This window comes from Streptomyces tremellae, assembly GCF_039540215.1.
In the GTDB taxonomy this organism is placed as follows: domain Bacteria; phylum Actinomycetota; class Actinomycetes; order Streptomycetales; family Streptomycetaceae; genus Streptomyces; species Streptomyces tremellae.
This window is the reverse complement of sequence record NZ_BAABEP010000051.1, coordinates 1-21,254: the sequence shown is the minus strand read 5'-3', so window position 1 is coordinate 21,254 and position 21,254 is coordinate 1. Positions and strand designations below refer to the sequence as shown.

At 75.1% G+C, this 21,254-nt stretch carries 22 protein-coding genes; 16 read left to right on the top strand and 6 right to left on the bottom strand.

All coding sequences use genetic code 11. The features are described from left to right. Nucleotides 1-238 precede the first annotated feature (238 nt). The 5 genes from ABEA77_RS26310 to ABEA77_RS26290 all read left to right on the top strand — a co-directional run bounded on the left by ABEA77_RS26310 (nucleotide 239) and on the right by ABEA77_RS26290 (nucleotide 4,823). Nucleotides 239-1,249: a bile acid:sodium symporter family protein gene (locus ABEA77_RS26310; protein WP_345652621.1), complete on the top strand. Its 1,011-nt coding sequence runs from the start codon at nucleotides 239-241 to the stop codon at nucleotides 1,247-1,249. Between the two features lie 249 nt (nucleotides 1,250-1,498). Next, nucleotides 1,499-2,374: a TetR/AcrR family transcriptional regulator gene (locus ABEA77_RS26305; protein WP_345652544.1), complete on the top strand. Its 876-nt coding sequence runs from the start codon at nucleotides 1,499-1,501 to the stop codon at nucleotides 2,372-2,374. A gap of 77 nt (nucleotides 2,375-2,451) precedes the next feature. Then, nucleotides 2,452-3,345 carry a beta-keto acid cleavage family enzyme gene (locus tag ABEA77_RS26300; protein ID WP_345652542.1) on the top strand — a complete coding sequence of 298 codons (894 nt, stop codon included), beginning with the start codon at nucleotides 2,452-2,454 and terminating at the stop codon, nucleotides 3,343-3,345. 45 nt (nucleotides 3,346-3,390) lie between these two features. Then, entirely contained in the window at nucleotides 3,391-4,347 is a 957-nt protein-coding gene (locus ABEA77_RS26295; RefSeq protein WP_345652619.1) for a 3-hydroxyacyl-CoA dehydrogenase NAD-binding domain-containing protein, read from the top strand. Then, nucleotides 4,344-4,823 carry a thioesterase family protein gene (locus ABEA77_RS26290; RefSeq protein ID WP_345652539.1) on the top strand — a complete coding sequence of 160 codons (480 nt, stop codon included), beginning with the start codon at nucleotides 4,344-4,346 and terminating at the stop codon, nucleotides 4,821-4,823. The genes ABEA77_RS26295 and ABEA77_RS26290 overlap by 4 nt, the downstream gene beginning before the upstream one ends. 68 nt (nucleotides 4,824-4,891) lie before the next feature. Here ABEA77_RS26290 and ABEA77_RS26285 read toward each other — a convergent pair whose 3' ends face one another. Further along, complete coding sequence (locus tag ABEA77_RS26285) at nucleotides 4,892-5,698, bottom strand: sulfite exporter TauE/SafE family protein (RefSeq protein ID WP_345652536.1); 807 nt, start codon at nucleotides 5,696-5,698, stop codon at nucleotides 4,892-4,894. A 93-nt stretch (nucleotides 5,699-5,791) separates the two neighbouring features. Here ABEA77_RS26285 and ABEA77_RS26280 point away from each other — a divergent pair, with 93 nt between their 5' ends. Further along, nucleotides 5,792-6,556 (top strand): AraC family transcriptional regulator, encoded by a 765-nt coding sequence (locus tag ABEA77_RS26280; protein ID WP_345652533.1) that lies wholly within the window; start codon nucleotides 5,792-5,794, stop codon nucleotides 6,554-6,556. Between the two features lie 77 nt (nucleotides 6,557-6,633). On the opposite strand, the gene ABEA77_RS26275 is transcribed toward ABEA77_RS26280, so the two are convergent. Then, complete coding sequence (locus ABEA77_RS26275) at nucleotides 6,634-6,852, bottom strand: hypothetical protein (RefSeq protein WP_345652530.1); 219 nt, start codon at nucleotides 6,850-6,852, stop codon at nucleotides 6,634-6,636. A gap of 114 nt (nucleotides 6,853-6,966) precedes the next feature. Here ABEA77_RS26275 and map point away from each other — a divergent pair, with 114 nt between their 5' ends. Beyond that, the gene (gene map / locus ABEA77_RS26270) at nucleotides 6,967-7,824 is read left to right on the top strand and encodes a type I methionyl aminopeptidase (protein ID WP_345652527.1); all 858 of its coding nucleotides are present in this window, start codon (nucleotides 6,967-6,969) and stop codon (nucleotides 7,822-7,824) included. Between the two features lie 134 nt (nucleotides 7,825-7,958). Continuing rightward, entirely contained in the window at nucleotides 7,959-8,621 is a 663-nt protein-coding gene (locus tag ABEA77_RS26265; protein WP_345652524.1) for a biliverdin-producing heme oxygenase, read from the top strand. On the opposite strand, the gene ABEA77_RS26260 is transcribed toward ABEA77_RS26265, so the two are convergent. Further along, nucleotides 8,606-8,812, bottom strand: coding sequence for a hypothetical protein (locus ABEA77_RS26260; RefSeq protein ID WP_345652521.1), 207 nt, complete (start codon nucleotides 8,810-8,812; stop codon nucleotides 8,606-8,608). The two genes, ABEA77_RS26265 and ABEA77_RS26260, sit on opposite strands and share 16 nt — an antisense overlap. A 169-nt stretch (nucleotides 8,813-8,981) precedes the next feature. Here ABEA77_RS26260 and ABEA77_RS26255 point away from each other — a divergent pair, with 169 nt between their 5' ends. Then, nucleotides 8,982-10,211, top strand: a complete 1,230-nt coding sequence (locus ABEA77_RS26255; protein ID WP_425588393.1) for a DUF5937 family protein — start codon at nucleotides 8,982-8,984, stop codon at nucleotides 10,209-10,211. On the opposite strand, the gene ABEA77_RS26250 is transcribed toward ABEA77_RS26255, so the two are convergent. Then, nucleotides 10,123-10,800 carry a PhzF family phenazine biosynthesis protein gene (locus ABEA77_RS26250; protein WP_345652518.1) on the bottom strand — a complete coding sequence of 226 codons (678 nt, stop codon included), beginning with the start codon at nucleotides 10,798-10,800 and terminating at the stop codon, nucleotides 10,123-10,125. The two genes, ABEA77_RS26255 and ABEA77_RS26250, sit on opposite strands and share 89 nt — an antisense overlap. Nucleotides 10,801-11,133: 333 nt before the next feature. On the opposite strand from ABEA77_RS26250, the gene efeO reads away from it, so the two are divergent. The 4 genes from efeO (at nucleotide 11,134) to ABEA77_RS26230 (ending at nucleotide 15,475) form a co-directional block, all read left to right on the top strand. Continuing rightward, nucleotides 11,134-12,282, top strand: coding sequence for an iron uptake system protein EfeO (gene efeO / locus ABEA77_RS26245; RefSeq protein ID WP_345652515.1), 1,149 nt, complete (start codon nucleotides 11,134-11,136; stop codon nucleotides 12,280-12,282). Nucleotides 12,283-12,287: 5 nt separating this feature from the next. Next, nucleotides 12,288-13,571, top strand: a complete 1,284-nt coding sequence (efeB, locus tag ABEA77_RS26240; protein ID WP_345652512.1) for an iron uptake transporter deferrochelatase/peroxidase subunit — start codon at nucleotides 12,288-12,290, stop codon at nucleotides 13,569-13,571. Between the two features lie 82 nt (nucleotides 13,572-13,653). Further along, on the top strand, nucleotides 13,654-14,625 hold the full coding sequence (gene efeU, locus ABEA77_RS26235; protein ID WP_345652509.1) for an iron uptake transporter permease EfeU: 972 nt from the start codon (nucleotides 13,654-13,656) through the stop codon (nucleotides 14,623-14,625). Then, complete coding sequence (locus ABEA77_RS26230; protein ID WP_345652506.1) at nucleotides 14,543-15,475, top strand: SCO2278 family lipoprotein; 933 nt, start codon at nucleotides 14,543-14,545, stop codon at nucleotides 15,473-15,475. Before efeU ends, ABEA77_RS26230 begins: the two co-directional genes overlap by 83 nt. 52 nt (nucleotides 15,476-15,527) lie before the next feature. Here the strand turns inward: ABEA77_RS26230 and ABEA77_RS26225 are convergent, their stop codons facing one another. After that, nucleotides 15,528-16,550 carry a small ribosomal subunit Rsm22 family protein gene (locus ABEA77_RS26225; protein WP_345652503.1) on the bottom strand — a complete coding sequence of 341 codons (1,023 nt, stop codon included), beginning with the start codon at nucleotides 16,548-16,550 and terminating at the stop codon, nucleotides 15,528-15,530. Between the two features lie 62 nt (nucleotides 16,551-16,612). Between ABEA77_RS26225 and ABEA77_RS26220 the strand changes: the two genes are divergently transcribed. Next, complete coding sequence (locus ABEA77_RS26220) at nucleotides 16,613-17,908, top strand: MFS transporter (RefSeq protein WP_345652501.1); 1,296 nt, start codon at nucleotides 16,613-16,615, stop codon at nucleotides 17,906-17,908. A 68-nt stretch (nucleotides 17,909-17,976) separates the two neighbouring features. On the opposite strand, the gene ABEA77_RS26215 is transcribed toward ABEA77_RS26220, so the two are convergent. After that, on the bottom strand, nucleotides 17,977-18,444 hold the full coding sequence (locus ABEA77_RS26215; protein ID WP_345652498.1) for a MarR family winged helix-turn-helix transcriptional regulator: 468 nt from the start codon (nucleotides 18,442-18,444) through the stop codon (nucleotides 17,977-17,979). An 83-nt stretch (nucleotides 18,445-18,527) separates the two neighbouring features. On the opposite strand from ABEA77_RS26215, the gene ABEA77_RS26210 reads away from it, so the two are divergent. Both ABEA77_RS26210 and ABEA77_RS26205 read left to right on the top strand, forming a co-directional pair. Continuing rightward, nucleotides 18,528-19,979, top strand: a complete 1,452-nt coding sequence (locus ABEA77_RS26210; protein ID WP_345652495.1) for an MDR family MFS transporter — start codon at nucleotides 18,528-18,530, stop codon at nucleotides 19,977-19,979. 74 nt (nucleotides 19,980-20,053) lie between these two features. Next, nucleotides 20,054-21,254 (top strand): AfsR/SARP family transcriptional regulator (locus tag ABEA77_RS26205; protein ID WP_345652492.1); only part of this gene is annotated, 1,201 nt, incomplete at its 3' end.

The following is a 21,254-nucleotide window of genomic DNA, read 5'->3' as shown; positions in this document are numbered from 1 at the left end:
GGCCCGCGGTCGCGCGTGCGCCGCGTCCACGATCCGGAACACCCCCGCTGCCTGTACGCGCCATCTTTACGATGCCGGGGTGTCACAGGAAGAGTCGCAGCAGGAGCGGAACGAACCCGGCGGACCCGCGCGGCGCACCGCGTCCCCGGTGCCCCGGGACCGGGCGCCGCGGGATTCGGAGCCGCAGGACCGGACACCACCGGTCCAGGCCCCGCAGGACCGGACGCCACCCGTCCAGGTGCCGCGGGACCGGGCCCCGCTGGGCCCCGGCGGCTCCCCGGGGGCGTCGGGCACCGACCGGGCGGCACAGCGCGCGGTCACCGTCTTCCCGCTGCTCATCCTCCTCGCGGGCGCCCTCGGCATGATCAGGCCCTCGGCCTTCACGGGCTGGGGCACGGGCACACCGTGGATGCTCGGCACCGTCATGTTCTGCATGGGGCTCACGCTGACCCTGCCGGACTTCCGGGCGGTGGCGCGGCGCCCCTGGGCGGTGGGGCTCGGCCTCGTCGCGCACTACGTGATCATGCCGGGGCTCGGCTGGCTGATCGCCAACGCCCTCGGGCTGCCGCCCCAGCTGGCCGCCGGGGTCATCCTCGTCGGCTGCGCGCCCAGCGGCACGGCGTCCAACGTCGTCGCCTACCTGGCGCGCGGCGACGTCGCGCTCTCGGTGTCCGTGGCGACGGTGTCGACCGTGCTCGCGCCGCTGCTCACCCCGCCGCTCACGCTGCTGCTCGCGGGACAGTTCCTGCACGTGGACGCGGGCTCGATGGTCACGGACATCCTCAAGCAGGTGCTGCTGCCCGTCGTCGCGGGCGTCCTCGTGCGCCTCGCCGCAGGGCGGTACGTGGACCGGGTGCTCGGCGTCCTGCCGTGGATCTCCGCGGTCGTCGTGGCGCTCATCGTGGTGACCGTGGTCTCCGGCAGCGCGCAGCAGATCAGGAACGCGGCGGGGCTCGTCCTGCTCGCCGTCGTCCTGCACAACGGCCTCGGCCTCGCCCTCGGCTACGGCGCGGGCGCGCTGTCCCGGCTCGGGCGGCCGGCGAGCCGGGCGATGGCCTTCGAGGTCGGCATGCAGAACTCGGGCCTCGCCGCCTCCCTGGCCACCGCGCACTTCAGCGCGGAGGCGGCGCTGCCCGCGGCCGTCTTCTCGGTCTGGCACAACGTGTCGGGCGCCGTGGTGGCAGCCTGGATGGCCCGCCGCGAACGCCGCCGCACGCAGGACACCGCCGCGTCGCCCGCGGCGGAGTAGCGCTCCGCAGCTTGCCGCTGCGCACCCGGCGCGCCCGGGCGGCTCCGCCGCCTGGTTGCGGCCTGCCCGCCGCGCCGCCGGGTCGCGCACCGCCCGCCGGTCATGGCGTCCCCCCGTACGCCCCGGGGCCTGGGTGTGTTGTGCTTCTGACTGATGCATCAGTCAGAAGCGCAATCCCCCAGTACACCGGCAGGGGGATCGAGTACATGGTGTTGAGTTTTCCGCAACGTGCGCCTAAGGTCGTGGCCCGTGGAAACCGACGACGCCCCGACGGCAGGCACCGCCGCCCGGGTCCGCGAGGTCATCGCGGACGCGGGCGTCAGCCAGCGCGAGTTCGCGCGCCGCGTCGTCATGGATCCGTCCAAGCTCTCGCGTTCGCTGAGCGGCACCCGCCGCTTCACGGCCGCGGAGCTGGCGCGGATCGCCGACGAGGGCCGGGTCGACGCGGGCTGGCTGCTCGGCACCAGGACCCGCGCGAAGGACACGGCGTCGGCCGCCGGCGTCGAGGGCGGGCGGCCGCTGCAGATCGTCCGCGAGACGGTCCGGCTGATCGCCGAGCACGGCTTCCACGCCGTGCGGGTCGCGGACATCGCCCGCGCCTGCGCCACCAGCAGCGCCGCGATCCACTACCACTTCCCGAGCCGCGCCGAACTCCTGGAGGCGGCCGTGCGGTGGTGCATGGACGAGGACACCGCGCGCCGTGCCGCCCGCCTCGCCGAGGCGGACGACGCTGCGGCGGAGCTGCGCCAGCTGATCGCGCTCCAGACCCCGCGCACCGGGCAGCAGCGCCGCCAGTGGGCGGTGTGGCTCGACCTGTGGGCCGAGGCCGCGCGCTCCACGGCGGTGGGCGGACTGCACTCCGAGTACTACCGGCAGTGGCGGGAGACCGTCGCCGACGTGCTGCGCAGGGGCGTCGCCCAGGGCGTGTTCCGCGCCTCGGTCGACCCGCAGGAAGCGGCACTGACGCTGACCGCGCTGATCGACGGCCTGGCGACCCATGTCCTCTCGGTGGGCGGGCCGTCGTCCGCCGCCGCGGCGGACGCCATGCACGCGGCGCTGACCGCCCACGTCACCCACACGATCCTGGCTCCGCGGCCGAGAAGTCCGCGGCCGAGTACTCCGTAGCCGAAGAACCCCTACCCCGCCAACCCGCGCCCCCGCTCGGCCACCGCCCGAGCGGCACGAACCCGGGAGGTCCCCCCATGCCCGTCAACGAGAACGTCATCATCACCTGCGCCCTCACCGGCGCGGGCGACACCGTCCGCAAGAGCCCCCATGTCCCCGTCACCCCGGAGCAGATCGCCAGGAACGCCGTGGAGGCGGCCGCCGCGGGAGCCGCCGTCGTCCATATCCACGTACGGGATCCCGAGACCGGCGACCCGGCCCGCGACCCGAAGCTGTACCGGGAGGTCGTCGAGCGCATCAAGGAGACCGGCACCGACGTCGTCATCAACCTCACCGCCGGCATGGGCGGCGACCTGGTCATCGACCCGGACGACCCGCTCACCCACCTCCCCGGCACCGACCTCGTCAGCGGCCTCGAACGCCTTCCGCACGTCGAGGACCTGCTTCCCGACATCTGCACACTGGACTGCGGCTCGCTCAACTTCGGCGACGGCTCGAACCTCTACGTCTCGACGCCCGACATGCTGCGCGCGGGCGCGCGGCGCATCCAGGAGCTGGGCGTACGGCCCGAGTTGGAGATCTTCGACACGGGCCAGCTCTGGTTCGCCAAGCAGCTGCTCGCGGAGGGCCTGCTCGACGACCCGACCGTCTTCCAGCTGTGCATGGGCATCCCGTGGGGCGCGCCCGCGGACCCCGGGGTGCTCCAGGCGATGGTCAACATGCTGCCGGACGGCGCCCGGTGGGCGAGCTTCGCGCTCGGCCGGATGCAGATGCCGTGGGCCGCGCAGTCGATCCTCCTCGGCGGCCACGTCCGCGTGGGCCTTGAGGACAACCTCTACCTCGGCAAGGGCAACAAGGCGACCAACGCCCAGCTCGTCGAGCGGGCCGTGACCCTCACCGAGTCGATGGGCGCCCGCGTCGCGACACCGGACGAGGCCCGCGCCACCCTCGGCCTCACGCCGCGCAAGTAGCCCGCAGCGAACCACGAAGGAACCCCCCTCATGACCTCACCCCTCATGGCCTCACCCGAGAACGTCCGCCGCGTCGCCTGCGTCGGCGCCGGCGTCATCGGCGGCGGCTGGGCCGCCCACTTCCTCGCCCGCGGCTACGACGTGACCGCCTGGGACCCCGCGCCCGACGCCGGGCAGCGGCTGCGCCGCCTGGTCGACGCGGCCTGGCCGACACTGACCTCGCTCGGCCTCGCCGAGGGTGCCTCCGCCGACCGGCTCACCGTGACCGGCGCCCTCGAAGAGGCCGTGGCCGAAGCCGAGTTCGTGCAGGAGAGCGCGCCCGAGAAGCTCGACCTCAAGCGCGACCTGCTGGCCCGCCTCGACGCGGCGACACCGCAGGGCGTCGTCATCGCCTCCTCCACCTCCGGCTATCCGATGACCGACATGCAGACGAAGGCCGCCGACCCCTCGCGCCTCGTCGTCGGCCACCCGTTCAACCCGCCCTACCTCATCCCGCTCGTCGAGGTCGCCGGCGGCGAGAGCACCGACCAGGCCGCGGTCGCCTGGGCCTCCCGCTTCTACGAAGTCGCGGGCAAGTCCGTCATCACGATGGACAACGAGGTGCCCGGCTTCATCGCCAACCGGCTGCAGGAAGCCCTGTGGCGCGAGGCGCTGCACATGGTCGCCAACGGCGACGCGACGGTCCGGGACATCGACCTGTCGATCACCGAGGGCCCCGGGCTGCGCTGGGCGGTCATGGGACCGATGCTGACGTTCGCGCTCGCGGGCGGCGAGGGCGGCATGGCGCACATGCTGGACCACTTCGGCCCGTCCCTGAAGTCGCCGTGGACACGCCTCGAAGCGCCCGAGCTGGACGCGGCGCTGTACGACGCCGTGGTGGCGGGCTGCGACGAGGCGGCGGACGGCCGCTCCATCGCCGAGCTGGTGGCCGAACGCGACCGGGGCGTCGTCGAAGTGCTGCGCGCCACCGGCCGCCTGGGCCGGGGGGAGGGCTCCCGATGACGGGCCTCCCGCTGTTCCGCAGCACGGTCCGCCCCGAGTGGATCGACTACAACGGCCATATGAGCGAGGCCTTCTACGTCCTCGTCTTCGGCCACGCCACGGACGCGCTGATGATCGAGACGGGGCTCGACTCCGGGTACCGCGAGTCCACGGGCTGCTCCCTCTACACGGTCCAGTCCCAGGTCCGCTTCCTCAGGGAGGTGCCCGAGGCCGCCCATCTCGCCGTCCGTACCCGCGTGCTGGGAGCGGCACCGCGCAAGTCGCGCTTCGTGCACGAGATGTACGTCGTGCCGGAGCAGGACGCGGAGCCGGCGCGGGACGCGGCCCCGGCGGCCACGACCGAACTGCTCGCGGTCCACGTCGACCAGCGGGCGGGCCGGGCCGCCGAGTTCCCCGACGCGGTCCTGCACCGCCTCAGGGAGCTGACGGAACCGGCCCCCGACTGGGCGGGCCACCCGATCCCCGCCGTGGCCTGACGTGCCCCGGGGGGCCGGACCGCGCGCCCGCCCCCCCCGGGCGGGGCCCCTGGCGGCCCGCGCCGGGGCTAGCGTCCGGTCAGGACCATGGCGACGGCGACCGCCGCGAGCAGCCCCACGTACGCCCAGGCGTGGACGCCGTCGGGGACGCGCGGCGGGTGCCGCCTGAGCAGCACGATCACCGGGAGGGACGCGGCCAGCAGCGCGGCGGCCGACCGGACGTCGACGAGCCCCACCAGGTGCACCGGCGTGCCCCCGGCGGCCGGCGCGGCCGGGGCGAGGCAGACCGCCGCGGTCGGCAGGGCGACGGCGAGGGTGAGCGGGTTGGCGAGCGCCGTGGCCACCCGCATCGGATGCCCGGCGCGCCGCATCGCGGGCACGGTCATGACGCTGCCGCCCACGCCGAGGAAGGCCGCCACCGCGCCGATGGGCGCGCCGAGCACCGGCGACAGCGGGCGCGGCGCCCCGGTCCCGTCCGGCTCGACGCCGCGGCGCGGCCGCAGGAAGCCGGGCCGCAGCAGCACGTCGGCGACGGTCAGGACGACATAGCCGACGAAGGCCCAGTGCGCGAGGCCCGCGGGGGCGAGGCGCGCGAGGAGCGCTCCCGCCGAGGCGCCGGCCACGAGCAGCAGGAGCAGCGGGCCGCAGCCGCGCAGGGCCGCGAGCACCCGCCGGGGTGTGACGGCCGTCGCGAGCCCCGCGCCCGCCACCATCACCAGCGCGGAGGTGGCCGTCGCCACCCGCATCGCGTCGGGGCCGAGAGCCCGGTCCGCCCACACCACCACCGGCACCGTGACGAAGCCCCCGCCGAAGCCGAAGGCCACCGTCGTCACGCCGGTCAGAAGCCCGATCCCGAGCAGTGCCACCACATCCATGCCTCCACCCCACCAGCCGCGACCCGGGGCGCGCATGCGATGGTCGGCGCGATTGTTTCGTGTCCCGGCCAGGGCGGCCGCTACGGTGGCCCGGTGAGGAACGTTCCCCTGGCCGAGGTCGACCACGTCGGGCGTGCCGTACTGCCGGTCGGCACCGACTATCCGCCGGGCCACCTGCTCGACTGGCACGAGCACCGGCGCGCGCAGTTCCTCTACGGCGCCACCGGCGTCATGGTCGTGGACACCGCGCAGGGCAACTGGACCGTGCCGCCCGAGCGCGCCGTGCTGATCCCCGCGGCCACCCGGCACCGCGTGCGCATGCTGGAGGTGAGCACGCGCAGCCTGTACGTCGAGCCGGGCGCCGTCCCCTGGTGGCCCGCGACCTGCACGGTCGTCGACGTGCCGCCGCTGCTGCGTGAACTGCTCGCCGCGGCGGCCGCATTCGGGCCCGACTACGACCTCGCGGGGCGCGAGGGAGCCGTCGCTGCGCTCCTGCTGCACGAGATCGCCGCGCTGGCCCCGCTGCCTTTCCATGTCGGCATTCCGGCCTCCGCCGACCTCGCCGGCCTCTGCCGCGCCTACCTGGCGGAGCCGGACGCCGGCACCACCAACCGGGAGTGGGCGGGCCTGGTGGCGATGAGCGAGCGGGCCTTCACCCGGAGGTTCCGCGCCGAGACCGGCGAGAGCCCGGCCGTCTGGCGCGGCCGGGCCCGCCTGCTCGCCGCCGTGCCGCTGCTGCGCACGGCGCAGGTCGGCGAGGTGGCGGGACGCCTCGGCTATGCCTCGCCCGCCGCGTTCACCGCCGCCTTCACCCGGGCCTTCGGCGCCCCGCCCTCCCGCTTCACCGCGCGCCCCTGAGCGCGCGGGGGCCGGGCGCGCCGCGGTCGGTCCGGTCCCCGGCTCTCCGGGAGGCCCCGGCGGGTACGCGGGCGCGGTCAGCCCGCGGAGCCGTCGCCGCCCCACGCGGGGTCGTTGTCCCACTCCTCGTTGCGCTCCCTGACCTTCTCCATCGCGTGCTCCGCCGCCGTGCGCGACGCGTAGGGTCCGAAGCGGTTCTTGGCGGGGCACTGGACCCCTTCCTCCACGGTCTTGTGCTGGAGGCAGTAGTACCACTCGCCCGCCTTGGGCTCCGTGCGCTTCTTGAACAGGGCCATCGTCCGTGCCTTTCCCTCCGGGACCGTGCCGGTCCGTGCCGTGCGTACCGTGTGTCCGGCGTACCCGCCATGCTGCCCCGCGGGCGGCCGGAGGACGCTGGTTAGACTCGCCGCATGTCCGGCCAGCAGCTTCTCGTCCCCGGGACGGTCTCCCCGCAGCGCCCCGTCCCCGCAGCCATCGCCCGCCCGCCGTACGTGGGCAAGCCCAAGCCCGACCCGTACGAAGGACCCGACGTGCAGAGCGCGGAGACGATCGAGCGGATGCGGGTCGCGAGCCGTATCGCCGCCGACGCGCGCGAGGAGGCCGCGAAGCACATCGCGCCCGGTGTCACCACCGACGAACTCGACCGCGTCGCCCACGAGTACATGTGCGACCACGGCGCCTACCCGTCCACGCTCGGCTACCGGGGCTTCCCCAAGTCGCTGTGCACCTCCGTCAACGAGGTCATCTGCCACGGCATCCCGGACTCCACGGTCCTGCGCGACGGCGACATCGTCAATCTCGACGTCACCGCCTACATCGGCGGCGTGCACGGGGACACCAACGCGACCTACCTCTGCGGGGACGTGGACGAGGAGTCCAGGCTCCTGGTCGAGCGGACCAGGGAGTCCCTGAACCGGGCGATCAAGGCCGTGCGGCCCGGCCGCCAGATCAACGTGATCGGCCGGGTGATCGAGTCGTACGCCAAGCGGTTCGGCTACGGGGTCGTGCGCGACTTCACCGGCCACGGCATCAACACCGCCTTCCACTCCGGCCTCATCGTCCCGCACTACGACAGCCCGCACGCGACGACTGTCATCCGCGAGGGCATGACCTTCACCATCGAGCCCATGCTGACGCTCGGCTCCTACGACTACGACCTGTGGGAGGACGGCTGGACGGTGGTGACGAAGGACCGCCGCAGGACGGCCCAGTTCGAGCACACCCTCGTGGTGACGGCGACGGGCGCGGAAATCCTCACGTTGCCCTGACGCCGGGACGGGGTACGGTTTTCCCGACAGGACGTCGGGAAAACCCAGCGAGGCGCACGGGTGGTTACTTAGGTAAGCCTAAGCTAAGCTCTCCGTGTCCCTCGGTCGTCCCCCCAGGTCCGGAGGTTCCGCCCGTGCCGACAGCCACCGTCCCCTTCTCGACCCGCATCCGCGAGGTCTCGGCGGCGCAGCACGCCGCCGTCAGCACCTCGTCCTTCATGAGCGACCTCATCGGCGGCAGACTCGGCCTTGAGGCGTACGCCCGCTACACCGAGCAGCTGTGGTTCGTCTACGCGGCCCTGGAGGGCGGGGCGGCCCGCGACGGCCTCACGTCCGACCCCGTCGCGGGGCCGTTCGTCAGGCCGGAGCTCGCCCGCACCCCCGAGCTCGCCCGCGACCTCGCGTACCTGCGCGGCCCCGACTGGCGCAGTGACCTGGAGCCGCTGCCCGCCACGGCCGCCTACGCCGCCCGCATCGAGGACTGCGCCGCCGCCTGGCGCGGCGGCTATGTCGCCCACCACTACACCCGCTACCTCGGCGACCTCTCCGGCGGCCAGGCGCTCGGGGCCCGCGCCGAGCAGCTGTGGGGCTTCGCCCACCGCGGCGACGGCGTGCGGTTCTACGCCTTCGACGCCATCGGCAACCCCGCCGCGTACAAGCGCGCGTACCGGGCCAGGCTCGACGCGCTGCCGGTCGACGCGGCGGAGAAGGCGCGGATCGCGGACGAGTGCCGCCGCGCCTTCGAGTGCAACGGCGCGGTCTTCCGCGAGCTGGGCGAGCTCTATCCGGCGGCCTGAGCCCCGCCGCCGCGCGGGGCGCCGCCCGCGCGGCGGCGGACCGCGGCGAGCGGGACGAGCGCGGGCACGGTGCACACGGCGCCCGCGAGGAACACCCCGCGCGGCCCCGCCGCGACCAGCGCGCCGCGCGCCGCGAGCGCAGTAGGGGCCGGGCCTGCGGGCCCTGGGGCGGCCGGTGACTCGGTGGCCAAGGGGACCTCCTGGCGGGAGCGGGGCGGCGGGGGCCTGCCCCCCTGTCCGGGAGCGTCGCGGGCACCGGGGCGCCCGCTCTGCTCTTTCGTCCTGGGCCGAATCCCCGCCGCCGCGCCGCGGTCCCGTCCGGTCCGCGACGCAAGACACCGGGAGAGCCATGCCCCTGTCATGCGCCTGTGCGCCGACGACCTGACGCGCTGCCGGTTCGCGGTGTCGCCGCTGTGCCAGACGCACGAGGCGCTGCGGCTGCTGCGCAGGCCGGGCCGGCACCGCTACCACCGCCCGTGGCTCGCCCGCACCGCGCGGGCCGCCGCCGGTCTCGACCTGGCCGACCTGCGGCTGTTCATCCCGCGGCAGGGCCGCGGTGACCCGCCCGGCTTCCTCGGGCCGCCGCCGACCGCCGCGTTTGGGATCTTCGAGGACGAGACCGCCCGGCTGCGCGCCACCGACGGGGAGCGGGCGAGGACCGAGATGGCGCGCTCGCTCGCCTGCACGCCCGGCGCCCTCGAACCGTCGCGCGGACAGCGGCTGCTGCGGGACCCCGCCGCCGTACGGTCGCTCGCCGATGCCACGGAGCGCGCCTGGCACACCCTGCTCGCCCCCGAATGGCCGCGTATCCGGGGCGTGCTGGAGGCGGACATCGCCTACAGACCGCGGCGGCTCGCGGCCGGAGGACTCGAAGCCCTCTTCGCCGACCTCGACGGCAGGGTGGCGTGGGCGCCGGACACCCTGACCCTGCGGGTGGACGAGGTGTTCCCCGGCTTCCCTGTGGCCCAGCGGCTCGACGGGCGCGGTGTGCTGCTGACGCCCAGTGTGTTCGTGTGGCCGGATGTCGTGAGCGGCTTCGCGCCGCCGTGGCAGCCGACCGTTCTCTGCCCCGCGCGCGGCATCGGAGGGTTGAGGGGCCGTGCCGGGCGCACGGCACCGCAGGGCGGCCCGGAGACCCGGCCCCAGGACCCGGCGTCCCAGCCCCTGAGCGACAGGGCGGCGGCGCGGTGCCGCCGGCCCTCGTCCGGCTCCTCGGCCCGAACCGGGCCAGGCTGCTCGCCGTGCTCGACGCCCCCGCCTCCACCACCCTGCTCGCGCGGCGCCTCGGCCTCGCCGCCTCGTCCGTCTCCGTGCACCTGGCGGTGGTGCGCGACGCGGGCCTCCTCACGGCGCGGCGCGACGGCCGCCAGGTGTCTACGCACGCACCGCGCTCGGCCGGGCGCCGGCCGCCGCGCACCGCGGCTGAGCGCACCCCGGGTCCGGTGCGTACGGCCTCCGGCACGGCACCGGGCCCGCGGAGCCGTGCGGCGGCGCGGCGGTGTCACGACGCGAACCGCACCCGGCCGCCGAGTTCGATCTCGCCGTCGCGCGCGGGCGCCGTCAGCAGCTGCGAGCCCCTGCCCTGCGTGATGTTGAGCGCCCTGCCGAGCTCCGCCGTGAGCAGCAGCGCCGCCGCGCCCGTGGCCTCGTCCTCGACGACCGCCTCGTCGCGGCGCGGGAACGCCCGCGCCCTGACGCGGCCCGCCGCCTCGTCCTCCCACGCCCACGCGTACAGCCGGCCCTCGCCCGGCGGCGGCGCGGGCAGCGCGTCGACCTCGGCGGGCGAGGCGTACTGCCGCAGCGCGCGCGGCGGCACCCACTCGGGGCGCGCCGTGATCCAGGTGAACTCGCCGTCCTGGCGCACCCACACCTCGCCCGCCTCCACCTGGAGCGACTCCACGTCGAGCAGCCAGGCCGCGCCGACGAGGGGGTGCCCGGCGAACGGGAGCCGCAGGCCCGGCGCGTAGATGTCCACCACGCCGCGCTCCGGGTCGTCGACGAAGACGGTCTCGCTGTGGCCGAGCCGGTCCGCCAGGGCCTGTCGCGGGCCCTGCCCGCGGTGGGACCTGCCGTCCCGTACGACCCCGAGCGGGTTGCCGTGGCGCCCGTCGCCCGCGCAGAACACCCGGAGGACGTCGAGGTGCGGCGCGGGCGCGGCCGACCGCGGTTGGTCTGTCACGCGGGCATTCAAGCACCTCCTGGCGCGGGCCCCTCTCTTGGGCATCGCTTGACCTGAATGTGACCTGCGCCAACGGATCGCATGGCCGGTCGATGACCGTGATGCCCCGCTACGTGGGAAATGAGATCCACATCACTGGACGGGTGGCTATGGGTAAGGTAAGCCTTCGTTAAATTAGGTTTGCCTGGCCTTGGTCGGTGGTCCGCCCCGCCCACCCCCGCACGGGGCCCGTTCGCCCAGAACCCGGGCCCCGGACCGAACCTGTCAGCCCGCTGTACCCCGACTGTGTGCCCGACGCGCCGTCGTCGTGCCGAACGCACCCGTGGAGCCTCCATGCGCCCTGCCCGAACCACCGTCGCCACCGCCGTCGCCGCGGTGGCCGCCCTGACCGCCGTCACGGGCTGCGCCGACAAGACCGACGCCGCGTCCGGAGGCAAGGGCGGCCCCGCCGTCCACGTCACCGCCAAGGACGACTCCTGCGCGGTCTCCACGGCGTCCTTCGCCGCGGGCCACGTCCAGCTCGCCGTGGAGAACCAGGGCTCCAGGGTCACCGAGGTCGAACTCCTCTTCCCCGACGGCCGGATCGCCACCGAGCGCGAGAACCTCGGCCCCGGCACCCGCGCCACCGTCACCGCCGAGGTCAAGGCCGGCACGTACAACATCGCCTGCATACCCGGCATGAAGGGTCAGGGCATCCGCAAGAAGGTCACCGTCACCGGCGGCACGGCGGAGAGGCGCGACCCCGCCAAGGACGCCGCCGTCGACGCCTACCGCGCCTACGCGCAGGCCCAGGCCGACGCCACCCTGCCCAAGGTCAAGACCTTCACCGACGCCGTGCGCGCGGGCGACATCCCCGCCGCGCGGAAGGCGTTCGCGCCCTCACGCGTCGGCTGGGAGCGCACCGAGCCCGTCGCCGAGTCCTTCGGTGACATCGACCCGAAGACCGACACCCGCGCCGACGGCCTGGAGGACGGCCAGAAGTGGACCGGGTGGCACGCCCTGGAGAAGCAGCTCTGGCAGGACAAGAAGCTCTCCGCCGACTCCAAGGCGCTCGCCGACCAGCTGGACAAGGACCTCGCCGACTGGCAGCAGCGCGTCGGCCGCGCCGAGATCACCCCCACCTCCATGGCCAACGGCGCCAAGGAACTCCTCGACGAGGTCGCCACCAACAAGATCACCGGCGAGGAGGACCGTTACAGCCACACCGACCTGTCGGACTTCCAGGCCAACGTCGACGGCGCGCAGAAGGCGTACGAACTCCTCAAGCCCGTCGCGCGGAAGAACGACCCGGCGCTCTCCGCCGAACTCGACAAGCAGTTCGCCGCCATCGACACCCTGCTCGCCAAGTACCACGACAGCCACAGCTCCGACGGGTTCGTGGCCTACACCAAGGTCGCCCCCGCCCAGCGCAAGCAGCTCTCCGACGGCGTCAACGCGCTCGCCGAGCCGCTGTCGAAGCTCGCCGCCGCGGTCGTGAAGTAGCCCCGATGAGCGAGACACCACCCGACGAACCACCGCGGGGGAGCGCACGGGAGGGGGCGCCCCGCGCGCCGTCCCGCCGCGCCCTGCTCGGCTGCGGCGACGCAAGGCTCGCGGTCGCCGCCGCCGCGGCGGGCGGCGGTGCGGCCGCCGCCCTGGGCGGCTCCTCCGGCGCGCCCGCGCCCGGTGCCGAGGCCGTCCCCTTCCACGGCACCCACCAGGCGGGGATCGCGACCCCCGTCCAGGACCGGCTGCACTTCGCCGCGTTCGACGTCACCACCGGCGACCGGGCCCAACTCGTCCGGCTGCTGGGGGACTGGACCCGCGCGGCCGAGCGGATGACCGCCGGCCGCGAGATCGGCGGCGGCGCCGTACCCGCGCTCGCCGAGGCGCCGCCCGACGACACCGGCGAGGCGGCCGGCCTCCCGCCGTCCCGCCTCACCCTCACCGTGGGCTTCGGCCCCTCCCTCTTCGCCGAGGGCCGCTTCGGGCTCGCGGCCCGTCGGCCCGCCGCCCTCGTCGACCTGCCGGCATTCCCAGGCGACGCCCTCGAAGCGGCCCGCAGCGGCGGCGACCTGTGCGTGCAGGCGTGCGCCGACGACCCGCAGGTCGCCGTGCACGCCATCCGCAACCTCGCCAGGATCGCCTTCGGAACGGCCGCGATCCGCTGGTCCCAACTCGGCTTCGGCAAGACCTCGTCCACCACGCCCGGCACCCAGACACCCCGCAACCTCTTCGGGTTCAAGGACGGCACCGACAACATCGCAGGCACCGACACCGCCCTGCTCGACCGGCACGTGTGGGTCGGCGCGGACGACGGCCCCGCCTGGATGGCCGGCGGCTCCTACCTGGTGGCCCGCCGCATCTCCATGCACATCGAGGTGTGGGACCGCTCCCCGCTCAAGGACCAGCAGGACGTGTTCGGCCGCACCAAGGGCGAGGGCGCGCCCTACGGCAAGACCCGCGAGCACGACAGGCCCGACCTCGCCGCGCTGCCGCCCGACGCGCACGTGCGGCTCGCCCACCCCGCCGCCAACGGCGGGGCCAGGATGCTGCGCCGCGGCTACTCGTACACCGACGGCACGGACGGCCTCGGCCGGCTCGACGCGGGCCTGTTCTTCCTCGCCTACCAGCGCGACATCCGCCGCGCCTTCATCCCGGTGCAGCGGCGCCTCGCGCGCGGCGACGCCCTCAACGAGTACATCCAGCACGTCGGTTCCGCGGTCTTCGCGGTCCCGCCCGGCGTCCGCGACACGGACGACTGGTGGGGAAGGGAGCTGATGGCGGCATGAACCACGGCCCGTCAGGTTCCGCAGAGCACGTGTGCAACGGAGCGCGCCCCCGCGCGCTCGTCCGACGCGGAAGGAACCCGGTGTGTTCGCCAACTACCTGATCGGCCTGCGCGAGGGGCTCGAAGCCAGTCTGGTCGTCTGCATCCTCGTCGCGTACCTCGTCAAGACCGGCCGCCGCGACGCCCTCAGGCCGATCTGGTACGGCGTCGGCGCGGCCGTCGTGCTGGCCCTCGCGTTCGGCTGCGCCCTCGAATTCGGCTCGCAGGAGATGACGTTCGAGGCGCAGGAGGGCCTCGGCGGCTCCCTGTCGATCGTCGCGGTCGGCCTCGTGACGTGGATGGTGTTCTGGATGCGCCGCACCGCGCGGCACCTGCGCGCCGAACTCCACGGCAAGCTCGACTCGGCGCTCCGGATGGGCACGGGCGCGCTGGTCGCCACCGCGTTCCTCGCGGTGGGCCGCGAGGGCCTGGAGACCGCGCTGTTCGTATGGGCGTCCGTACGGGCGTCCTCGGACGGCACGCCCGCCCCGCTGGCCGGCGTGGTCCTCGGCCTCCTGACGGCGGTGGTGCTCGGCTGGCTGTTCTACCGGGGAGCCATCCGCATCAACCTCGCCGCGTTCTTCACCTGGACCGGCGGGATGCTGGTCGTCGTCGCGGCGGGCGTCGTCGGCTACGGCTTCCACGACCTCCAGGAGGCGAACATCCTGCCCGGCCTCACCCACCTCGCGTTCGACATCAGCGACACCGTTCCGCCGGACAGCTGGTACGGCACCCTGCTGAAGGGCGTGCTCAACTTCCAGCCCGACCCGACGGTGCTCCAGTCCGTGGTGTGGCTCGTCTACCTGGTCCCGGCCCTCACGCTGTTCCTCCTGCCGGTAGGGTTCTTCGGACGGGATGGGTCCACGAGGTCCGGGAAGCAGAAGACGACCGATGAGAAGGCCGATTCGAACGGCGTGGCTCGCGACGGCGGCCATGGCGGTGCTCTCGCTGACGGCGAGCGGTTGCGTGACGGTGCACGGGGAACTGGCGGTCGTCCCGTCGGTGAAGCGGAGTGAGGCCGCGAAGGCCCTGACCGCCTTCGTCGACGCGTACAACGCCGCGGACAAGGCGTACGACCCGGCCCTCGACAAGGGCCGGGTCACCGGCGCGCTCGGCGCGATCAACCAGGCCGGGCTGCGGTCCAAGTCCGTGACCAGTCCGGGCGGCAATCCGCACCACACCGATCTGGTGCTGAACGACCCGCGGTTCACCATCCCGAAGAAGGCCGGCTGGCCCCGGTGGTTCGTCGCGGACGCGGCGCCAGCGGGACAGCAGCGCACCGGGGACAACGAGGTCCGCTGGCTGATGGCGTTCGTCCGCGAGAGCCCCGACGCGGACTGGAAGGCCGCCTATCTGACGACCATGGCCGCGGGGGCGACACCGCGCTTCACCACCGGCTCCGACGGCTACGCGGTCCCGCCCACCGGCGCGGACCTCGCGGTCGCGCCCGCCCGGCTGAGCGCCGACTACGCCTCGTACCTCCAGACGGGCAGCCCCGACGACTTCGCGCCGGGACCGCACACCGACCGGTGGCGCGCCGACCGCGCCCGCGACGCGAAGCAGCCCGCCAGCACCGTCCAGTACGCCGACCAGCCCCTCAAGGGCGGCGCGTTCACGCCCCTCGCGCTCTCCACGCAGGACGGCGGCGCCTTCGTCTTCTTCGCGACCCGCTACTTCCAGCGCCAGACCACGGCCGCCGGCTACCGCCCCCAAGTCGCCGCGGACGTACGGCCGCTGGTGCGCGGCACCGTCCACACCAAGCTCACCAAGGACTGGATGTCGAGCCAGGTCGCCGAGGTGCCGGCCAGCGGCAAGGTCGCGGTCATCAGCCGCCTTGAGGGCGTGACGGGCGCCACGGGGTCCTGAGGCGCCGCGCGCGGGGCGGCGGCCGGTGCCGCGCGGCCGTCCGCCGCCCGGGTCAGCCGGCCTGCCCGTCCCCGTCCGCCTCCCCGGGTGGCGGCCAGGCGTCGCCCCAGTCGGTGTCGCGCGCCGCCCGGTACAGCGGCCCGTGCCGCTTCGTCACCGTCGTGCGCCGCAGCCCGTCCGCCGCCGTGCACAGGTCGAGCAGCACCTGCCCCTTGCGCAGCTGCGGCCTGCGCACCACCCGGGACGGCGCGGGGGAGACCGCGCCGGGCCCGCGCACCGCCGCCACGTAGCTGAACTTCTCGTCCTCGTACGGCAGCGAGCCGCCCTTCACCTGCCGGTGCAGCGACGACCTGCCGACCCGGGCCGCGAAGTGGCACCAGTCGGCGCCCCGTTCGATCGGGCAGGCCCCGTCGTGCGGGCACGGCGCGGCGACGGTGAAGCCCGCGGCGACCAGCGCGCCGCGCGCCGCGAGCACCCGCTCGTACCCGTCGGGCGTGCCCGGCTCCACGACCACCACCGCCCGGCCCGCCCGCGCGGCTGCCCTCACCAGCGCCGCCCGGCCGGGTGCCGCGAGCTCCTTGAGCACATAGCCGACCGTGATCAGGCCGGCCTCGGGGAGCTCGCCGCCGGCCGCGCCGATCCTGGCCCGCCGCCACACCGCGTCCGCGAGCCCGGGCACGCCCGCCGCCAGCTCCCTGCCGACCGCGAGCGCGGGCTCCGCCCAGTCGAGGACCGTCGTGGGGCGCCCGCCGGGCCAGACGGCACCCGCCGCCCACACGGCCGCGCCGGTGCCGCCGCCGACGTCGAGGTGGCTCTCGGGGCGCCAGCCTGGCGCCGCGTCCGCGAGGGCGCCGAGCGCGGCCCGTACCGCCTCGAACGTCGCGGGCATCCGGTACGCGGCGTACGCGGCGGCGTCCGAGGCGTCGCGCAGCACCGGCGCCTCGGTGGGCGTGGCCCCCCGGTACGTGGCGATCAGCCGGTCGACGGCCGCCGCGGCCCGCGCCGGCGGCACGCCGTCCAGCAGGCCCGCGAGCGCGGCACGCAGGTTTTCCGAGGTGGGAAGGATCGCGTTCACCGCGGAATTCTAGACTCGTCCGGACGGGTGAGAAGCGGGCGCGACGGAGAGGACGGCGGGCGGTGGTGCGAACGGACCGGGACGGTACGGGCGACGGAGGCTGCGGCGGCAGGGCGGACGCGGCGCCCGCCGCGGGGGAGGGCTCCCCGCGGGACGCTGGCGCGGGCCCGGCGCCCGGCGCGCGCCACTCGCTGATGACACGTCCGCTGCTGGTGCTGTTCGCGGTGGCCGCAGGCGCCGCCGTGGGCAGCCTCTACTACGCGCAGCCGCTCCTCGACGTCATCGGGGGCGACCTCGGCGCGGGCGACGGCACGGTCGGTCTGCTGGTCACCGCGACCCAGGTCGGCTACGCGCTCGGCATCCTGTTCATCGTGCCGCTCGGCGACCTGCGCCAGCGGCGCGTCCTCATCCCCGTGATGATGGTGCTCTCCGCCCTCGCGCTCGGCGCCTGCGCGGCGGCGCCGAACATCGGGACGCTCGCGGGCGCGCTGATCGCCGTCGGCGTCACCACCGTGGCCGGCCAGATCCTCACCCCGCTCGCCGGGGACCTCGCCGACGACGCCTCCCGCGGCAAGGTCGTCGGCATCGTCGTCAGCGGCATCCTCACCGGCATCCTTGTCGCGCGGATCTTCGCCGGGCTCGTCGCCTCAGCCGCGGGCTGGCGGATCGTCTTCCTGGCGGCCGCGGTCGCCGCCGTCGTGCTCGCGGCGCTGCTGTACCGGTCCATCCCCACGCTGCCCGCCCGCTCCTCCACACTGCCCTACCGAGCCCTGCTGAAGTCGGTGTTCTCGCTCATCGCGCACGAGCCCAGGCTGCGGATCAGCATGGTGTTCGGGATCTTCGGCTTCGCGGTGTTCACGATGCTGTGGACCTCGCTGACCTTCCTGCTCTCAGGACCGCCGTACGACTACCCGACGGCCGCGATCGGCTTCTTCGGCGTGGCCGGGCTCATCGGCGCGCTCGCCGCCCAGGGCGCGGGCCGCCTGCACGACCGGGGCAGGTCGGTGGCCGGCGTCGGCCTCGCCTGGGCGCTGATCCTCGTCTCCTGGGTGGTCGTCGGCTTCGGCGGGCACGTCCTCGTGGTGCTGGTCCTCGGCATCATCGTGCTCGACATCGGCATCCAGGGGCAGAACATCCTCGCCCAGTCCCGCGTCTTCCAGATCTCGGCCGAGGCGCGCAGCCGCCTCAACACGGCGTACATCGCGGGCAACTTCATCGGCGGCGCGATCGGCTCCGTCGTCGCCACCACCGCCTGGGACACGGGCGGCTGGCCCGCGGTCTGCGTCACCGGCGGGGCGCTCTCGCTCGCCGCCCTCCTCGTCTGGGCGGTCACCCGCCGCGGCGCGCTCCGGCCCTGAGCCCGGTCGGGGTCCCGGACCCGGTCGGGGTCCTGGGCCCGGTCGGGGTCCTGGGCCCGGTCGGGATTTCAGGCCCCGTCGGGGCCGAGCTTGCGCAGCAGATCCCGGAGCGTGGTGGCCTCCGCGGGGGTGAGGCCCGAGAAGGAGGCGGGCGGGGTGGTGTCGGCGAGCTGGGCCCGCCTGGTCAGCTCCCGCCCCTCGCCGGTGAGCACGATGACCTTGACCCTGCGGTCGGTGGGGTGCTGCTGCCTGGTGGCGAGACCGCGCTGTTCGAGGGCGTCGACCAGCGAGGTCACATAGGAGTTGTCGCAGCCGAGCCGCTTGGCGAGCTGCCGCATCGGCAGCGGCTCGTCCAGGGGGAGGACGAGGAGCGCCCGCAGGGGGGCGAGCGGCAGCCCGGTCTCCTCCACGATCCGGTGGAAGGCGGCCATCGCGGCCGGGTTGTGGCTGATCGCGCGGATGCGCTGCCACGCCTCGGCCGCCGGGTCGTCGTAAGGGCCGTCCACGACCGGGACGGGAAGGTCTGAGGCCGTCATCACAGAGTCCGATGTTAGCCGATGCCATTAGTTTATGTTTTCAATGATTGAGTCAATCATCGATAGTGCTAGTGTTTTTTGCCATGAGAGTTCGCCCGGACCAGAAGCCGGTCGTGGCCGTCGTCTATGTCGCCGCCACGTTCATGGCCGTCCTGGACACCACGATCGTCAACGTCGCCCTGCCCGCCCTCGGCCGCGACCTGCACGCCCGCGCCGACGGCGTCGGCCTCGTCTCCGTCGCCTACCTGGTGAGCCTCGCGGTCTTCATCCCCGCCTCCGGCTGGCTCGGCGACCGGATCGGCGGGCGGCGGGCGCTGCTCGGCGCCGTCGCCCTGTTCACGGCCGCGTCGGCGCTGTGCGGCTGCTCCACGAGCCTCGGCGCGCTGGTGGCCTTCCGCGTCCTGCAGGGCGCCGGCGGCGCGGTGATGACCCCGGTCGGGCTCGCGATGCTTTTCCGCGTCTACCCGCCGGCCGAGCGCGTCCGGATCTCCGGCGTCCTCGCGCTGGTCACTGCGCTGGCGCCGGCCCTCGGCCCGATCCTCGGCGGCGTGTTCACGACGTACCTGTCGTGGCGGTTCGCGTTCTTCGTCAACGTGCCGATCGGCGCGGCGACGCTCGTGTTCGGCGCCCTGGGGCTCGCCCGGCACGCCCCCGCGCACCCCGGCCGCCTCGACGTGACCGGCCTGCTGCTCTCCGGACTCGGGCTCGGCTCGCTCATGTACGGCCTGGCCGAGGGCCCCTCGCGGGGCTGGACGGCCCTGCCCGTGGCGGGCGCGCTCGGCGCGGGCGCTGTGCTGCTCGCCGCGCTGGCCGCCGTCGAACTGCGCGTGCCTAGGCCCCTGCTCGACCTGCGCCTGCTCGGCAACCGCATGTTCGCCTGCGCGACGGGCCTGTACGGCCTCGCCTCGGTCGCCTATCTCGGCGCGCTGTTCCTCGCCGCCCTGTTCTTCCAGGACGCGCTCGGCCTGTCCGCCGTGCGGTCGGGGCTCGCGGTCTTCCCCTCAGCGCTCGGCGTCATGGCCGGCGGGCAACTCGTGACCAGGGTGCTCTACCGGCGCTTCGGCCCCCGCAGGATCACGGCCGCCGGACTGCTGGCCATGGCCGCCGCGCTGGCATCGATGGCCAGGGTCGGCGGCGGTACGGACCCCTGGCAGGTGCGGCTCCTCATGCTCTGCCTCGGCGTCGGCGTCTCCTTCGTGTTCATCCCCAGCCAGGCCGCCTCCATGGCCACTGTCTCGAAGGAGCGGACCGGGCGGGCGTCCTCCGTCTTCAACGCGGGGAAGCAACTCGGCGGCGCGGTCGGCGTCGCGCTCCTCAGCACCGTCCTCTCGGCGGCGGGCGGCGCGGCCGGCGGAGGCGTCCCCGCCGGCCCGGACGCCTACCGCGCCGCGTTCCTCGCCGCCGCGGCCGCCGCCCTGCTCGCCGTGCCGGTCGCGCTCGCCGTCCGCGACGCCGACGCCGCGCCCACCATGACACGCCCACGGAACCCCCGCGCGGCCCGGCGTGCCGGGGCGGCCCCAGAACAGGCCGACTGAACCCGGGGCCACCCGCCCCGGCCGCCGCCCGCCGCCCCCGCCGCCGCGCGCCCCGGCTGGGGGACAATGGCGCCATGCGCTATCGAGTCCTGGGCACCACCCACGCATTCCGCGACGACGGCACGCCCGTCGCCGTCGGAGGCGCGCGCCTGCGTGCCCTGCTCACGGCGCTCGCCCTGCGCCCCGGCCGTACGGTGCAGGTCGGCGCCCTCGTCGCGCAGGTGTGGGACGGCGACCCGCCCGCCGACGCGGTCGCCGCGCTCCAGGCCCTGGTCGGGCGGCTGCGCCGGGCGCTCGGGCACGGTGCGGTCGCCTCCGTGGAGGGCGGCTACCGGCTGTGCGCGGCCGAGGACGACGTGGACGTCCACCGCTTCGCCCGCCTCGCGGCCGAGGGATCGCGGGCGCTCGACGCGGGCGACGCGACCGCCGCGGACGCGCGGCTCACCGAGGCGCTCGCGCTGTGGCACGGGCCCGCCCTCGCCGACCTGCCCGACCGGGCGGGCGAGGCACTGCGCTGGGAGGCCCGCCGCAGGGAGGCGCACCGCGCCGGCCTCGCCGCGGCGCTCGCGCTCGGCAGGGCCGACGAGGCGCTGCCGGAACTGACCGCGCTGTGCGAGGCGTCCCCCCTGGACGAGCGGGCGCAGGCGCTGCGGATCAGGGCGCTGCGCGACGCCGGGCGCCCCGCGGAGGCGCTCGCCGCGTACGAGGGGATACGCCGCGCGCTCGCCGATCGGCTCGGTACCGATCCGGGGCCCGAACTGCGCGCTCTCCACGGCGAGCTGCTCGCGGGCGGCGACCGGCGGCCGGCCGCCCCCGGGGCAGGGACCGAGCAGGCCCCCGCGTCCGCGGACGCCGGCGCGCCGCCGCCCGGCCCGCACGCGGTGGGCAACCTCAGGGCCAGGCTCACCTCCTTCGTGGGCCGGCGGGAGGACATCCGGGCCCTCCACGACGACCTCGCGCGCTCCCGCCTCGTCACCCTCACGGGGCCGGGCGGCGCCGGCAAGACCCGCCTCTCCCAGGAGGCGGCGGAGGCCGAGGGCGCCCCCGCCTACCCCGACGGCGTGTGGCTCGCCGAACTCGCCCCCGTCGACGCGCCCGAGGCCGTGCCCGAGGCGGTGCTCGCCGCGCTGGGCGCCCGCGAGACCGTGCTGCGCGGCGCGGGCACCGAGAGCCTGCGCGCCGCCGACCCGCGCACGGGCGAGCCGCTCGGCCTCCTCGTGGAGCATCTGGCGCGTCGGCGGGTGCTGTTGGTGTTGGACAACTGTGAGCATGTGG

Coding starts and splice junctions, on each gene's coding strand:
- ABEA77_RS26295 (WP_345652619.1), top strand. CDS start 3,391: ATGGCCTCACCCGAGAACGTCCGCCGCGTCGCCTGCGTCGGCGCCGGC.
- ABEA77_RS26285 (WP_345652536.1), bottom strand. CDS start 5,698: ATGGATGTGGTGGCACTGCTCGGGATCGGGCTTCTGACCGGCGTGACG.
- efeO (WP_345652515.1), top strand. CDS start 11,134: ATGCGCCCTGCCCGAACCACCGTCGCCACCGCCGTCGCCGCGGTGGCC.
- map (WP_345652527.1), top strand. CDS start 6,967: ATGTCCGGCCAGCAGCTTCTCGTCCCCGGGACGGTCTCCCCGCAGCGC.
- ABEA77_RS26290 (WP_345652539.1), top strand. CDS start 4,344: ATGACGGGCCTCCCGCTGTTCCGCAGCACGGTCCGCCCCGAGTGGATC.
- ABEA77_RS26275 (WP_345652530.1), bottom strand. CDS start 6,852: ATGGCCCTGTTCAAGAAGCGCACGGAGCCCAAGGCGGGCGAGTGGTAC.
- efeB (WP_345652512.1), top strand. CDS start 12,288: ATGAGCGAGACACCACCCGACGAACCACCGCGGGGGAGCGCACGGGAG.
- ABEA77_RS26215 (WP_345652498.1), bottom strand. CDS start 18,444: ATGACGGCCTCAGACCTTCCCGTCCCGGTCGTGGACGGCCCTTACGAC.
- ABEA77_RS26300 (WP_345652542.1), top strand. CDS start 2,452: ATGCCCGTCAACGAGAACGTCATCATCACCTGCGCCCTCACCGGCGCG.
- ABEA77_RS26255 (WP_425588393.1), top strand. CDS start 8,982: ATGCGCCTGTGCGCCGACGACCTGACGCGCTGCCGGTTCGCGGTGTCG.
- ABEA77_RS26210 (WP_345652495.1), top strand. CDS start 18,528: ATGAGAGTTCGCCCGGACCAGAAGCCGGTCGTGGCCGTCGTCTATGTC.
- ABEA77_RS26230 (WP_345652506.1), top strand. CDS start 14,543: ATGGCGGTGCTCTCGCTGACGGCGAGCGGTTGCGTGACGGTGCACGGG.